Raw genomic sequence first — 13888 nt, forward strand, 5'->3', positions numbered from 1 at the left:
GGACCGTGTGCCGATGCTTCACAGGTCCTAACGGGTGAACCCCCGGGGAGGTGGCGCGGCGGAGCCCGCCGGATCAGCCGTTGGAGGGGCCGCCGACCTGGATCCCGGCCATCCGGCTCCATTCGTACGGGCCCGTCCGCACCTTCGCCGCGAACTCGCCGTCGAAGTTCTCGTGGACGGTGATGCCCGCCTTCTCGACCGCCTTCTCGGCCACCTCCATGGAGGGGGCGAAGACGTCACCCCAGTCGCCGTCGCCGCCGACGAGGACGATGCGGGCGCCGCGCTCCCCGAGGTACGCGACCTGTCCCTCGGCGCCGCCGTGCGCCTTGGCGAAGCCGCCGATCTGCTTGGCGAGCCGGGCGGCCTTCTGCTCGGCCTTGGGATCCACCTGCTGCGTGTCTGCCATGGACAGGATGCTACCGACGGGTAGATCAAACGGCGACGGGCGGGGTCCGTGGCCTTGGCCACGTGACCCCGCCCGGTCGGAGCGCGAGGGGCGTCAGCGCAGGAACGGGTCCACCGCGACGGCCACGAAGAGCAGCGACACATAGGTGATGGACCAGTGGAACAGGCGCATCTCCTTGAGCTTGCCGCCCGTCACCTCGGCCTTGGCGCGGTTCAGCAGGGCGTGCGCCTCCCACAGCCACCAGCCGCCGGCCGCGAGGGCGACCGCCGTGTAGAACCAGCCGGTGTAGCCGAGCGGGGTGAGCAGCAGCGACACGCCGACCATGACCCAGCTGTAGAGCACGATCTGCTTGGCGACGGTCTTGTTGCCGGCGACGACCGGCAGCATCGGCACGCCGACGCGCGCGTAGTCGTCCTTCACCTTCATGGACAGCGGCCAGTAGTGCGGCGGCGTCCAGAAGAAGATGACGAGGAAGAGGATGACCGGAGCCCAGGACATCGAGTTGGTGACCGCGGACCAGCCGATCAGCACCGGCATGCAGCCGGCGATGCCGCCCCACACGATGTTCTGCGCCGTACGCCGTTTGAGGATCATCGTGTAGACGACGACGTAGAAGAGGAGCGCGCCGAGGGAGAGCCAGGCGGACAGCCAGTTGACGGCGAGGCCGAACAGGAGCGTCGAGACGACCGCCAGGGAGATGCCGAAGGCCAGGCACTCGCGCGGGCCGACCATGCCGGTCACCAGCGGCCGCTGCGAGGTGCGGTCCATCAGCGCGTCGATGTCGCGGTCGATGTACATGTTGAGCGCGTTGGCGCCGCCCGCGGACAGGTAGCCGCCGACGCAGGTCAGCAGCACCAGCTTCAGGTCGGGCACGCCCCGCTGCGCCAGGAACATCACCGGGACCGTGGTGATGAGCAGCAGTTCGATGATCCGCGGCTTGGTGAGGGCCACGAATGCCATCACACGGGCCCCGAACGGCCGATGGGCAGGGCTCTGACTGGTCCCCAGCACCCCCGCTGGACGGGATTCAACGGCCGTCACGCACACCCCTACAGAGACATCCCAGCGAGCTTCCCGTGGTGAAGTGGCGGTAAAGGCTCGCGCGTACCACGCCACTGTAGACGTTGCCCAGACCCGGACATTCGCGGGGGTCCGCTCGTGTTGGGCGGCATCCTCCGAGGTGCGTCGCGAAGCTCGATTGAGCACCCGGATGAGCGGCCCCGTATTCATCTGCCGAATACGGAAACGAACCGGTCAGGAGGCGGATCCACAGGAGTGCCCGCACTCTGGAACGACCCGGAAGAACGCACGTCCTACGGGGGTAGGCTCGACCTCGCCGGTGGGCATTCACCGGCATCCGACATGTGGAGAGGAGCCCTGACTCAGGGTGAGCACCAAGCCGACCACCACAGACCTCGAGTGGACCGAGTTGGACCAGCGGGCCGTGGACACGGCCCGTGTCCTGGCCGCCGATGCCGTACAGAAGGTCGGTAACGGCCATCCTGGTACGGCGATGAGCCTGGCTCCCGCCGCCTACACCCTCTTCCAGAAGGTGATGCGGCACGACCCGGCGGACGCCGACTGGGTCGGGCGGGACCGTTTCGTGCTGTCCGCCGGCCACTCGTCCCTGACCCTCTACACCCAGCTGTACCTGGCCGGTTTCGGCCTCGAACTGGACGACCTGAAGGCGTTCCGCACCTGGGGCTCGAAGACCCCGGGTCACCCGGAGTACGGGCACACCACCGGCGTGGAGACCACGACCGGCCCGCTGGGCCAGGGTGTCGCCAACGCCGTGGGCATGGCGATGGCCGCCCGCTACGAGCGCGGTCTGTTCGACCCGGAGGCCGCCGAGGGCGAGTCCCCGTTCGACCACTACGTCTACTGCATCGCCGGTGACGGCTGCCTCCAGGAGGGCATCTCCGCCGAGGCGTCCTCGACGGCCGGTCACCAGAAGCTGGGCAACCTGGTGCTGCTGTGGGACGACAACCACATCTCGATCGAGGGCGACACCGAGACCGCGGTCTCGGAGGACACCGTCAAGCGGTACGAGGCGTACGGCTGGCACGTGCAGCGGGTCGCCCCCAAGCCCGACGGCGACCTGGACCCGCACGCGCTGTACGACGCGATCGAGGAGGCCAAGAAGGTCACCGACCGGCCGTCCTTCATCGCGATGCGCTCGATCATCGCCTGGCCGGCCCCGAACGCGCAGAACACCGAGGCCGCCCACGGCTCGGCGCTCGGCGACGACGAGGTCGCGGCCACCAAGCGCGTCCTCGGCTTCGACCCGGAGCAGACCTTCGAGGTCACCGACGAGGTCATCGGCCACACCCGCAAGGCCCTGGAGCGCGGCGCCGAGGCGAAGGCCGCGTGGGGGAAGTCCTTCCAGCAGTGGCGGGACAACAACCCCGAGCGCGCCGCCGAGTACGACCGGATCGCCGCGGGCGAGCTGCCCACCGGCTGGCAGGAGAAGATCCCGGTGTTCGAGCCGGGCAAGGGCGTCGCCACCCGCGCCGCCTCCGGCAAGGTGCTCCAGGCGCTCGGCGCGGTCGTCCCGGAGCTGTGGGGCGGCTCGGCCGACCTGGCGGGCTCCAACAACACGACGATCGACAAGACGTCCTCCTTCCTCCCGGCCGGCAACCCGCTGCCCGAGGCGGACCCGTACGGCCGGACGATCCACTTCGGCATCCGTGAGCACGCCATGGCGGCGGAGATGAACGGCATCGCGCTGCACGGCAACACCCGGATCTACGGCGGCACCTTCCTGGTGTTCTCCGACTACATGCGCAACGCCGTGCGGCTGTCCGCGCTGATGCACCTGCCGGTGACGTACGTGTGGACGCACGACTCCATCGGCCTGGGCGAGGACGGCCCGACCCACCAGCCGGTCGAGCACCTGGCCTCGCTGCGCGCCATCCCGGGTCTGAACGTGGTGCGTCCGGCGGACGCCAACGAGACCGCGATCGCCTGGCGGGAGATCCTCACCCGCTGGACGAAGGAGTTCGGCAAGGGCGCCCCGCACGGTCTGGCGCTCACCCGCCAGGGCGTGCCGACGTACGAGCCGAACGAGGACGCGGCCAGGGGCGGTTACGTCCTCTTCGAGGCCGACGGCGGTGAGCCGCAGATCGTGCTGATCGCGACCGGCTCCGAGGTGCACGTCGCCGTCGAGGCCCGCGAGCGGCTCCAGGCCGACGGTGTCCCCACGCGCGTGGTGTCCATGCCGTCCGTGGAGTGGTTCGAGGAGCAGGACCAGGGGTACCGGGACAGCGTCCTGCCGCCCTCCGTGAAGGCGCGCGTCGCCGTCGAGGCGGGGATCGGCCTGACCTGGCACAAGTACGTCGGGGACGCCGGCCGCATCGTCTCCCTCGAGCACTTCGGTGCCTCCGCCGACGGAAAGGTGCTGTTCGAGGAGTTCGGCTTCACCGCCGAGAACGTGGCCGCCAAGGCCCGGGAATCCCTCGCCGCGGCCCAGCGCTGACGCCCACATACGACACGTAGGAGATGGAATTTCCATGACAGACGCACTCAAGCGCCTTTCCGAGGAAGGCGTCGCGATCTGGCTGGACGACCTGTCGCGCAAGCGGATCACGTCCGGCAACCTCGCCGAGCTGATGGACCAGCAGCACGTCGTGGGCGTCACCACCAACCCGACGATCTTCCAGAAGGCGATCTCCGAGGGCGACGGCTACGACACGCAGCTGACCGACCTCGCCGCCCGCAGGGTCACCGTCGAAGAGGCCATCCGCATGATCACCACGGCGGACGTCCGGGACGCCGCCGACATCCTGCGCCCGGTCTTCGACTCCACCGACGGCCGTGACGGCCGGGTCTCGATCGAGGTCGACCCGCGGCTGGCGCACAACACCCGCGCGACGGTCGCCGAGGCCAAGCAGCTGGCCTGGCTGGTGGACCGGCCGAACACGCTGATCAAGATCCCGGCGACCGAGGCCGGCATCCCGGCCATCGCCGAGACCATCGGCCTGGGCATCAGCGTCAACGTCACGCTGATCTTCTCCCTGGAGCGCTACCGCAAGGTCATGGACGCGTTCCTGACCGGCCTGGAGAAGGCCAAGGAGCGCGGCCTGGACCTGTCGAAGATCCACTCCGTGGCGTCCTTCTTCGTGTCCCGTGTGGACACCGAGATCGACAAGCGGATCGACGCGCTCGGCACCGACGAGGCCAAGGCGCTGCGCGGCAAGGCCGCCATCGCCAACGCGCGGCTGGCGTACCAGGCGTACGAGGAGGTCTTCTCCACGGACCGCTGGGCCGCGCTGGAGCGCGACGGCGCCAACAAGCAGCGTCCGCTGTGGGCGTCGACCGGCGTGAAGGACAAGGCGTACAAGTCCACCATGTACGTCGACGAGCTGGTCGCGCCGAACACCGTGAACACCATGCCGGAGGCGACCCTGTTCGCCACCGAGGAGCAGGGTGCGATCCGGGGCGACGCCGTCACCGGCACCTACGAGCAGGCCCGCGCCGACCTGGACGCGGTCGAGGCGCTCGGCATCGCGTACGACGACGTGGTGCGGCTTCTGGAGGACGAGGGCGTCGACAAGTTCGAGGCGTCCTGGAACGACCTGCTGAAGTCGACCGAGGCGGAGCTCCAGCGCCTCGCCCCCTCGGAGGGCTGAGACCTTGTCGAGCAGCAATCCGCTGCGTGACCCGGCGGACCGACGGCTCCCGCGCATCGCGGGGCCGTCGGGCCTGGTCATCTTCGGCGTCACGGGCGACCTGTCGCGCAAGAAGCTGATGCCGGCCGTGTACGACCTGGCCAACCGGGGGCTGCTGCCGCCGGGCTTCTCGCTGGTGGGCTTCGCCCGCCGGGAGTGGGCGAACGAGGACTTCGCACAGGAGGTCCACGACGCGGTCAAGGAGCACGCCCGCACCCCCTTCCGCGAGGAGGTCTGGCAGCAGCTCATCCAGGGCATGCGCTTCGTGCAGGGCACCTTCGACGACGACGAGTCGTTCGAGCGGCTGCGCGGCACGATCGAGGAACTGGACAAGGCGCAGGGCACGGGCGGCAACTTCGCCTTCTACCTGTCGGTGCCCCCGCGCTCGTTCCCGGTGGTCATCCAGCAGCTCAAGAAGCACGGTCTCGCCGACCAGACCGACGGCTCCTGGCGTCGCGCGGTGATCGAGAAGCCGTTCGGGCACGACCTGAGGTCGGCCGAGGAGCTCAACGCGATCGTCCACGAGGTGTTCGCGCCCGACCAGGTCTTCCGCATCGACCACTACCTGGGCAAGGAGACGGTCCAGAACATCCTGGCGCTGCGTTTCGCCAACACGATGTTCGAGCCGATATGGAACCGGTCCTTCGTCGACCACGTCCAGATCACCATGGCCGAGGACATCGGCATCGGCGGCCGGGCCGGCTACTACGACGGCATCGGCGCCGCCCGTGACGTCATCCAGAACCACCTGCTGCAGCTGATGGCGCTGACCGCGATGGAGGAGCCCGCCTCCTTCGACGCGGACGCGCTGGCCGCGGAGAAGACCAAGGTGCTCGGCGCCGTACGGCTGCCGAAGGACCTGGGCCGGGACACCGTGCGCGGTCAGTACGCGGCCGGCTGGCAGGGCGGCGCGAAGGCGGTCGGGTACCTGGAGGAGGACGGCATCGACGCCTCCTCGAAGACCGACACCTACGCCGCCATCAAGGTCGGCATCGACAACCGCCGCTGGGCGGGCGTCCCCTTCTATCTGCGCACCGGCAAGCGGCTCGGCCGCCGGGTCACCGAGATCGCGGTCGTCTTCCAGCGCGCCCCGCACTCCCCCTTCGACTCCACGGCCACGGAGGAGCTGGGCTCCAACGCCATCGTGATCCGGGTCCAGCCCGACGAGGGCGTCACGGTCCGGTTCGGCTCCAAGGTGCCGGGCACGTCGATGGAGATCCGGGACGTGTCGATGGACTTCGCCTACGGCGAGTCGTTCACCGAGTCCAGCCCGGAGGCGTACGAGCGGCTCATCCTCGACGTCCTGCTCGGGGACTCCAACCTCTTCCCGCGCACGGAGGAGGTCGAGCTGTCCTGGAAGATCCTCGACCCGATCGAGGAGTACTGGGACAGGAACGGGAAGCCGGCCCAGTACCCGGCCGGCACCTGGGGACCCGTCGAGGCGGACGAAATGCTCGAGCGAGACGGACGGAGCTGGCGCCGGCCATGAAGACAGACCTCACGGACACCACCGCCAGCAAGATCAACAAGGCGCTGGTGCAGGGCCGCCGGGCCATCGGCACGCCGGCCGTCGGCATGGTGCTCACGCTGGTCATCGTGACGGACGAGGAGAACGCCTACGACGCGCTGAAGTCGGCGGGCGACGCCTCGCACGAGCACCCCTCGCGCACGCTCGTCGTCATCAAGCGGGTCTCCCGCTCGCCGCGTGACCGCACCCAGTCCCGCCTCGACGCCGAGGTCCGGGTCGGCGCGGACGCCGGAACCGGCGAGACCGTCGTGCTCCGCCTCTACGGCGAGGTCGTCGACCACGCCCAGTCGGTGGTGCTGCCGCTGCTGCTGCCGGACGCCCCGGTGGTGGTGTGGTGGCCGGTCAACGCCCCGCTGGACCCGGCGAAGGACCCGCTGGGCGCGCTGGCCCAGCGCAGGGTGACCGACACCTACGCCTGCGAGAAGCCGGTAGAGGAGCTCGCCGCCCGCGCGGACGCCTACACGCCCGGCGACACGGACCTGTCGTGGACCCGCATCACGCCCTGGCGTTCGATGCTGGCCGCGGCGCTGGACCAGGTCGCCTGCGAGGTGAAGGGCGTCGAGGTGGAGGGCGAGGGGTTCAACCCGAGCTGCGAGCTGCTGGCGATGTGGCTCGCGGACCGGCTGGACGTCCCCGTCAGGCGTACCCAGTCCAGCGGCCCGGGTCTCACCGCGGTCCGCATGGACACCGACTGCGGCCCGATCGTGCTGGACCGCGCCGACGGATCGCTGGCGACGCTGTCCATACAGGGCCAGCCGAAGCGTGCGGTGGCGCTCAAGCGCCGGGACACGGCGGAGCTCATCGCCGAGGAGCTGCGCCGTCTGGACCCGGACGACACCTACGCGTCGGCGCTGCGCTACGGCGTGGAGCGGCTGAGGACGTCGGACGGCGGTGACGCGCCGGCCGCCAAAGGAGAACGGGAAGCGGTCCCCGCTCCCGTCGGGTCGGCTGCGAAAGCTCCCGCGTCCGAGGCGGCGGCGCAGGCCCCGGTGAAGAAGGCGGCGGCGAAGTGAGCACGGCACCGCAGCTGGTCGTGCACCGGGACAAGGAGCTGATGGCGCAGGCCGCGGCGGCCCGGCTGATCACCAGGATCGTGGACGCGCAGGCCTCCCGGGGCTCGGCGTCCGTGGTCCTGACCGGCGGCCGCAACGGCAACGGCCTGCTGGCCGCGCTGGCGGCGGCCCCGGCCCGGGACGCGATCGACTGGTCCCGGCTGGACCTGTGGTGGGGCGACGAGCGCTACCTCCCGGAGGGCGACCCGGAGCGCAATGTCACCCAGGCCCGCGAGGCGCTGCTCGACGCGGTGCCCCTGGACCCCGGGCGCGTGCACGCCATGCCCGCGTCGGACGGCCCGCACGGCGCGGACGTGGACGCGGCGGCCGCGGCCTACGCGGAGGAACTCGCCGCGGCCGCGGCCCCGGAGAACCACGGCCCGGTCCCGGTCTTCGACGTCCTGATGCTGGGCGTCGGACCGGACACGCACGTGGCCTCCCTGTTCCCGGAGCTGCCGGCGGTCCGTGAGACGGAGCGCACGGTGGTGGGCGTCCACGGCGCCCCCAAACCCCCGCCGACCCGGGTGACCCTGACCCTCCCCGCGATCCGCGCGGCCCGGGAGGTCTGGCTCCTGGCGGCGGGCGAGGACAAGGCGGAGGCGGCGGAGATCGCCCTCTCCGGCGCGGGCGAGATCCAGGCCCCGGCAGCGGGCGCGTACGGCCGCACCCGCACCCTGTGGCTCCTGGACGCGGCGGCGGCTTCGCAACTCCCGCGGACGCTGTATCCCCCGGCGACGGCGTAACCAGCCCGTCCGGCGCTTGAGGACGAGGCCCGAAGGGCCGACAGGGGGTCTGGGGCGCAGCCCCAGGGACGGGAAGGGAAAGGGCGGAGGGGGCGAAAAACCCCTCCGCCCCGCCCCCTACTTCACGGAACCCGCCATGACCCCCTGCACGAAGTGCCGCTGGAACGCGAAGAACACGACCACCGGCACCACCAGCGACAGGAACGCCCCCGGCGCCAGCACATCGACGTTGCTGCCGAACTGCCGGATCTGCGACTGCAGCTGCACCGTGAGCGGCTGAGCCGAACTGTCCGCGAACAGCAGCGCCACCAGCATGTCGTTCCACACCCACAGGAACTGGAAGATCGCCAGGCTCGCGATGGCCGGCCGCCCCACCGGCAGCACCAGCCGGGTGAAGATCCGCCACTCGCTCCCGCCGTCCATCCGCGCCGCCTCCAGCATCTCCTTCGGCATCTCGGCGAAGTAGTTCCGCAGCAGGAACACCGCGAACGGCAGTCCGTACGCCACGTGGAACAGGACGACTCCGGGGATGGTCCCGAACAGCCCCAGCTGGCCGAAGAGTTTGGCGACGGGCAGCAGCCCGATCTGCACGGGCACCACCAGCAGCGCGACCACGAGCAGGAACACCGCGTCCCGCCCGGGGAAGTCCAGCCACGCGAAGGCGTATCCGGCCAGCGCGGCCACCACCACGACCAGCACGGTGGTCGGCACCGAGATCAGCACGGTGTTCCAGAACGCCTGGGTGATGCCCGAGTTGCCCAGCAGCGCGGAGTAGTTCTCGAAGGACAGCTGCCCGGGGCTGGTGAAGACGGTCCACCAGCCCCCCTCGGCGGTCTCCTCGGCGGAGCGCAGCGAGGACAGGAACAGACCGGCCAGCGGAGTCATCCACACCAGCGCGATCACCACCAGGAAGGCCTGCACCACCGTGCTGCTCAGCCCACGGCGCAGCGCGTTCATCGCTGACTCCTTCGGAAACGGCGGACGTTGAAGACCATGGCCGGCACGACCAGGAGCAGCAGCAGTACGCCGAGGGCGCTGCCCAGCCCCTGGTTGTTGCCGCCGCCGAACGACACCAGCCACATCTGGGTGGCCAGCACCGTCGCGTCCTCCTGCACCGGGCCCGGCGCGATGATGTAGACGAGGTCGAAGACCTTCATGACGTTGATGACCAGCGTCACGAAGACGACGGTGAGCACCGGCGCGAGCAGCGGAACGGTGATGCGACGGAAGATCTGCCACTCGTTGGCACCGTCCATACGTGCCGCCTCCAGCGCGTCCCGGGGCAGCGCCGCGAGACCCGCGCCGATGAGCACCATCGCGAAACCGGTCCAGATCCATAGGTACGCTCCGATGATCGCCGGCGTGACGAGAGCCGGGCCGAGCCAGGAGATGCCGTCATAGGGTGCCGCGAAGTTGGCGGAGGGCAGTTTCAGGGCGTACGAGCCGCTGTCCAGTCCGGCGAAGCGGAACGAGCCGTCGGCGGCGGTGGTGGTGCGCGCCACGGGGTCCCCGTCGCGCACGGCCTCGACCGTCACGCCGGGCAGTCCCTTCTCGCTCCGGTCGACCGCCCCGGGCTCCCCTCCCCCGCCGGGGGTGAAGTCGAGGTACACCACGCCGCGCACCTCGTCGGGGCCGGCCTTCCCGGCCGCCGCGGCAGCCGCGGGTTCGGCGTCGCCCGGCAGGTCCTTGGGGGCGACCCCGACCAGGCCCAGCGCCGCCGCCGGGCCTCCGGGCGAGACGTCCGCACCGGTGGCGTACGACCCGTCCGCGCCCTTGGTCAGCCCCTCGCCGTCCCGCGCGCGGGCGGTCGGGTAGGAGGAGCTGCCCTGGAAGGCGTCGTGCACGGAGACGACGGCGGCGTTGAGGACGCCCTTGTCCGGGTCCTCGTCGTAGGCGAGCCGGAAGATGATGCCGGCCGCGAGGAAGGAGACCGCCATCGGCATGAACAGCAGCAGCTTGAAGGCGGTGGCCCAGCGGATCTTCTCCACCAGGACGGCCAGGATCAGTCCGAGCCCGGTCAGCAGCGTGGGGGCCACGACGACCCAGATCGCGGTGTTCCGGATGGCCTTGAGGGTGGCCGGGTCGCGGAACATCTCGGTGTAGTTCTCGCCGCCCACGAACGTGGTGCCGGAGGCGTCGAAGAAGCTGCGGCCGACGGAGAACAGCACCGGGTAGACGACCAGCGCGCCCAGCAGGAGCAGCGCGGGCAGGACGAACAGCAGGGCGATGACCCGCCCCCGGCGGCGCAGCCGCCGGCCGCGCGCGCTGCCGGGGTGCCGGGGTGTCGGTGGACTCGCCTCTTTCACGAGTGTGGCGGTCACGGCCGTCAGTTCCCGTAGGCCTTGGCGGCGGCACCCTCGAGCGCGGCGGCGGTCTTCGCCGGGTCGGACGGGTCGCGCAGGAAGTCCTGGAGGATCTTCCACTCACCGGCGCCCTTGGTGCCGCCGAAGGCCGCGGGGGCCTGGTCGGACATGTCGAAGCGGACCGAGTCGCCGGCCTCGACCAGGGACTTGGCGGTGGCGCGGGTGACGTCGTCGCCGTAGGAGGAGAGGTCGAGCCCCTTGTTCGGGGAGAGGAAGCCGCCCGCCTCGGCCCACACGGAGGCGGCCTCCGGGGAGGCCAGGTACTCCAGGAGCGCCATGCCGGCCTTGCTGTTCTTGCCGTCCTTGAGGACGACGGCCGCGTCGCCGCCGCTGACCACGGGCGCCTTGCCGTCGCCGACCGGCGGGAAGGGGAAGAAGTCGGCGTCGGTGCCGATGTTCTTGCCGAACTGGTCCTTGGCGACACCGGCGACGAAGTCGCCCTCGTAGACCATGGCGGCCTCGGCCTTGGGCCCGAAGACCTTCTCCACCGAGCCGGGGAAGTCGGTGTTGAGGGCGCCCTTCTGGCCGCCCTCGATGAGCTGCTTGTCCTTGAAGAGCTTACCGAGGGTGGTGAGCGCCTCGACGACCGTCGGGTCGGTCCACTTGATCTCGTGCGCGGCGAGGGCGTCGTACTTCTCGGGTCCGGCCTGGGAGAGGTAGACGTTCTCGAACCAGTCGGTCAGGGTCCAGCCGTCCTGTCCGGCGACGGAGAAGGCGGCGAGTCCGGAGTCGGAGATGGTCCGCCCGTTCTCCAGCATGGCGTCGTAGGTCTTCGGCGGGGTGACGCCGGCCTGCTCGAGGGCCTCGGGGCTGTACCAGACGGTCGACTTGTGGGCGGCCTTGAAGTAGAGGCCGTACAGGGTGCCGTCGACGCTGCCGTAGTTCTGCCACACGTCGGCGAAGTTCTCGCCCATGGTGGACCGCACCTTCTTGTCGAGCGGCTTGAGCCAGCCCTTGTCCGCGAACTGCTGGAGCACGCCGACCTGCGGGACCATCACCACGTCGGGGGCGTTGCCGCCCTCGATCTTGCTGCCGACGACGGTGGAGACGTTGTCACCGGTGGAGACGAACTGGGTCTTGGCGCCGGTCTTCTCCGTGAAGGCGTCGAGCACCTTCTGGAAGTTCTTCTGCTCGCTGCCGGACCACACGCCGGCCACGGTGACGGTCTGGCCGTCGAGCGACTTGTCGCCGCCGCCGGCCGAGACGGGGTCGCCGCCGCCGCAGGCGGTCGCGCCGAGCGCGAGGACGAGGGCGGTGCATCCGGTGAGCAGGGTGGTACGTCGTCGCATCATCGTCGATGTCCTTCGGGAGTGTCGGTCGGGTGTTTCAGGAGCCGTCGATCCACCAGGCGGCGGTGGAGCCGGGGAGCACCCCGGGCGGGCAGGGTCCGCTGGCGAGCAGCGGGGTGCCGGCGACCGGGGCGGGTACGGGGGCGGTGCCGAAGTTGACGGCGCAGACCAGGCCTTCGCCGCGGGAGAAGGCGAGGACGCCGGGCTGGGTGTCCAGCCAGCGCAGCGCGCCCTCGCCCAGCTGGGGCATCGCGGAGCGCAGCTGCAGGCCGTCGCGGTACAGGTGCCAGGAGGAGCGGGTGTCGGCGAGGGCCCGGTGGGTGGCGTACTCGGCGAAGTACTCCGGCTGCGGCAGCCAGGGTTTGGCGCCTTCGGCGCCGGAGGTGAAGCCGAACGGGGAGGCCTGTCCCGACCAGGGCAGCGGCACCCGGCAGCCGTCGCGTATCCGGGCGCGGCTGCCGGTGCGGCGGAAGATCGGGTCGGTGAGCACGTCGTCGGGCAGGTCGACGACCTCGGGCAGGCCCAGCTCCTCGCCCTGGTAGATGTAGGCGGCGCCGGGCAGCGCCAGCATCAGCAGCGCGGCGGCGCGGGCGCGGGCGGCGCCGAGTCCGCTGCCGCCGGCGGGTTCGCCGTAGCGGGTGACCGTGCGGACCTGGTCGTGGTTGTTGAGGACCCAGGTGACGGTGGAGCCGGTGCCCGCGATGTCCAGCATGGCCTCGGAGATGACCTTGCGGAAGGCGTCGGCGTCCCAGGGCGCTCCGAGCAGGTCGAAGAAGAAGGCCTGGTGGAGTTCGTCCGGGCGGACGTAGCGGGCGTGTTCGCGGGCGGTGGGCACGGAGACCTCGCCGACCAGGAGGCGTTCGCGGCCGTCGCGGGCGGTGTACTCCTCGCACACCGACCGCCAGTGCCGCCACACGTCGTGCACCTCGGGCTGGTTCCAGGCGAGCGGGTTGACCGAGTCGCGGGTGCGGGCGTCGGCCTCCGGGTCGGGCGAGTCGGGCAGTTCGGGGTGCTTGAAGAGTCCGGCGGCGACGTCGATGCGGAAGCCGTCGACGCCCCGGTCCAGCCAGAACCGGAGGGTGCGGTCGAACTCGGCGGCGACCTCGGGCTCGCGCCAGTTCCAGTCCGGCTGTTCGGGCGTGAACATGTGCAGGTACCACTGGCCGGGGCGGCCGTCCGGCTCGGTGACCCGGGTCCAGGCGGGGCCGCCGAACATGGCGTGCCAGTTGTTCGGCGGCTCGGCGCCGTCGGGTCCCCGGCCGGGGGCGAAGTGGAAGCGGGCGCGCTCGGGGCTGCCGGGGGCGGCGGCGAGGGCGTCGCGGAACCAGGGGTGCTCGCTGGAGCAGTGGTTGGGGACGATGTCGAGCAGCACCCTGATGCCGAGCCGGCGGGCGGCGGTCACCAGCCGGTCGAACTCGGCGAGGTCGCCGAAGACCGGGTCGACGTCGCGGTAGTCGGCGACGTCGTAGCCGTGGTCGTGCTGCGGCGAAGGGTAGAAGGGGCTCAGCCAGATGCCGTCCACGCCGAGCTTCTTGAGGTAGGGCAGCCCTGCCCTGACCCCGGCGAGATCGCCGATGCCGTCGCCGGTGCTGTCCAGAAAGCTGCGGACGTACACCTGGTAGATCACCGCGTCACGCCACCAGTGGTGCCTGTTCACCCCGTTGACCCGTCTGTGAGGAGCGCTGGTTGTTATGCATGCATGTTAGGTAGCGCTCTCGCGAGGGTGTCAATGAACGTGCGCAAGCTACTGAAGAGTTGGGTGAGCCATATCGGAACTTACTCGTACACAACGGGCACTCTTGTGACGTCCGCGTTACCTAACAAGTAACTAGAGGAGTCG

General features: G+C 70.6%; 11 protein-coding genes. 5 read left to right on the forward strand and 6 right to left on the reverse strand.

All coding sequences use genetic code 11. The annotated features are described in order from the left end of the window. Nucleotides 1–73: 73 nt before the first annotated feature. Complete coding sequence (locus tag CNQ36_RS08445; protein WP_040907499.1) at nucleotides 74–406, reverse strand: hypothetical protein; 333 nt, start codon at nucleotides 404–406, stop codon at nucleotides 74–76. Nucleotides 407–499: 93 nt separating this feature from the next. After that, nucleotides 500–1453 carry a heme o synthase gene (locus CNQ36_RS08450; protein WP_004932771.1) on the reverse strand — a complete coding sequence of 318 codons (954 nt, stop codon included), beginning with the start codon at nucleotides 1451–1453 and terminating at the stop codon, nucleotides 500–502. A 340-nt stretch (nucleotides 1454–1793) separates the two neighbouring features. On the opposite strand from CNQ36_RS08450, the gene tkt reads away from it, so the two are divergent. Genes tkt through pgl form a run of 5 tightly spaced genes read left to right on the forward strand, consistent with a single transcriptional unit; the run spans nucleotide 1794 to nucleotide 8396 of the window. Continuing rightward, nucleotides 1794–3881 (forward strand): transketolase, encoded by a 2088-nt coding sequence (tkt, locus tag CNQ36_RS08460; RefSeq protein WP_004932768.1) that lies wholly within the window; start codon nucleotides 1794–1796, stop codon nucleotides 3879–3881. A gap of 34 nt (nucleotides 3882–3915) precedes the next feature. Beyond that, complete coding sequence (tal, locus tag CNQ36_RS08465; RefSeq protein WP_121545533.1) at nucleotides 3916–5034, forward strand: transaldolase; 1119 nt, start codon at nucleotides 3916–3918, stop codon at nucleotides 5032–5034. Between the two features lie 4 nt (nucleotides 5035–5038). Then, nucleotides 5039–6562, forward strand: a complete 1524-nt coding sequence (zwf, locus tag CNQ36_RS08470; protein WP_004932762.1) for a glucose-6-phosphate dehydrogenase — start codon at nucleotides 5039–5041, stop codon at nucleotides 6560–6562. Further along, nucleotides 6559–7614, forward strand: coding sequence for a glucose-6-phosphate dehydrogenase assembly protein OpcA (gene opcA, locus CNQ36_RS08475; RefSeq protein WP_040907495.1), 1056 nt, complete (start codon nucleotides 6559–6561; stop codon nucleotides 7612–7614). The genes zwf and opcA overlap by 4 nt, the downstream gene beginning before the upstream one ends. Then, nucleotides 7611–8396 (forward strand): 6-phosphogluconolactonase, encoded by a 786-nt coding sequence (pgl, locus tag CNQ36_RS08480; protein ID WP_121545534.1) that lies wholly within the window; start codon nucleotides 7611–7613, stop codon nucleotides 8394–8396. Before opcA ends, pgl begins: the two co-directional genes overlap by 4 nt. 117 nt (nucleotides 8397–8513) lie before the next feature. Here pgl and CNQ36_RS08490 read toward each other — a convergent pair whose 3' ends face one another. The 4 genes from CNQ36_RS08490 to CNQ36_RS08505 are packed head-to-tail and all read right to left on the reverse strand — an operon-like array spanning nucleotide 8514 to nucleotide 13705. After that, a complete protein-coding gene (locus CNQ36_RS08490) occupies nucleotides 8514–9353 on the reverse strand; it encodes a carbohydrate ABC transporter permease (RefSeq protein ID WP_004932753.1) in 840 nt (279 codons plus the stop codon). Further along, entirely contained in the window at nucleotides 9350–10717 is a 1368-nt protein-coding gene (locus CNQ36_RS08495) for an ABC transporter permease (RefSeq protein ID WP_121545535.1), read from the reverse strand. The genes CNQ36_RS08490 and CNQ36_RS08495 overlap by 4 nt, the downstream gene beginning before the upstream one ends. A 5-nt stretch (nucleotides 10718–10722) precedes the next feature. Beyond that, nucleotides 10723–12051, reverse strand: coding sequence for an ABC transporter substrate-binding protein (locus tag CNQ36_RS08500; RefSeq protein ID WP_004932745.1), 1329 nt, complete (start codon nucleotides 12049–12051; stop codon nucleotides 10723–10725). Nucleotides 12052–12085: 34 nt separating this feature from the next. Further along, nucleotides 12086–13705, reverse strand: a complete 1620-nt coding sequence (locus tag CNQ36_RS08505) for a glycoside hydrolase family 13 protein (RefSeq protein ID WP_121545536.1) — start codon at nucleotides 13703–13705, stop codon at nucleotides 12086–12088. Between the last annotated feature and the right edge of the window lie 183 nt (nucleotides 13706–13888).

Source organism: Streptomyces fungicidicus (genome assembly GCF_003665435.1).
Taxonomy (GTDB): Bacteria; Actinomycetota; Actinomycetes; order Streptomycetales; family Streptomycetaceae; genus Streptomyces; species Streptomyces fungicidicus.

What these genes read in the sequence shown, in the direction of transcription:
- CNQ36_RS08445 (WP_040907499.1), bottom strand. Translation starts at nt 406, where the DNA reads ATGGCAGACACGCAGCAGGTGGATCCCAAGGCCGAGCAGAAGGCCGCC.
- tal (WP_121545533.1), top strand. Translation starts at nt 3,916, where the DNA reads ATGACAGACGCACTCAAGCGCCTTTCCGAGGAAGGCGTCGCGATCTGG.
- opcA (WP_040907495.1), top strand. Translation starts at nt 6,559, where the DNA reads ATGAAGACAGACCTCACGGACACCACCGCCAGCAAGATCAACAAGGCG.
- CNQ36_RS08490 (WP_004932753.1), bottom strand. Translation starts at nt 9,353, where the DNA reads ATGAACGCGCTGCGCCGTGGGCTGAGCAGCACGGTGGTGCAGGCCTTC.
- CNQ36_RS08500 (WP_004932745.1), bottom strand. Translation starts at nt 12,051, where the DNA reads ATGATGCGACGACGTACCACCCTGCTCACCGGATGCACCGCCCTCGTC.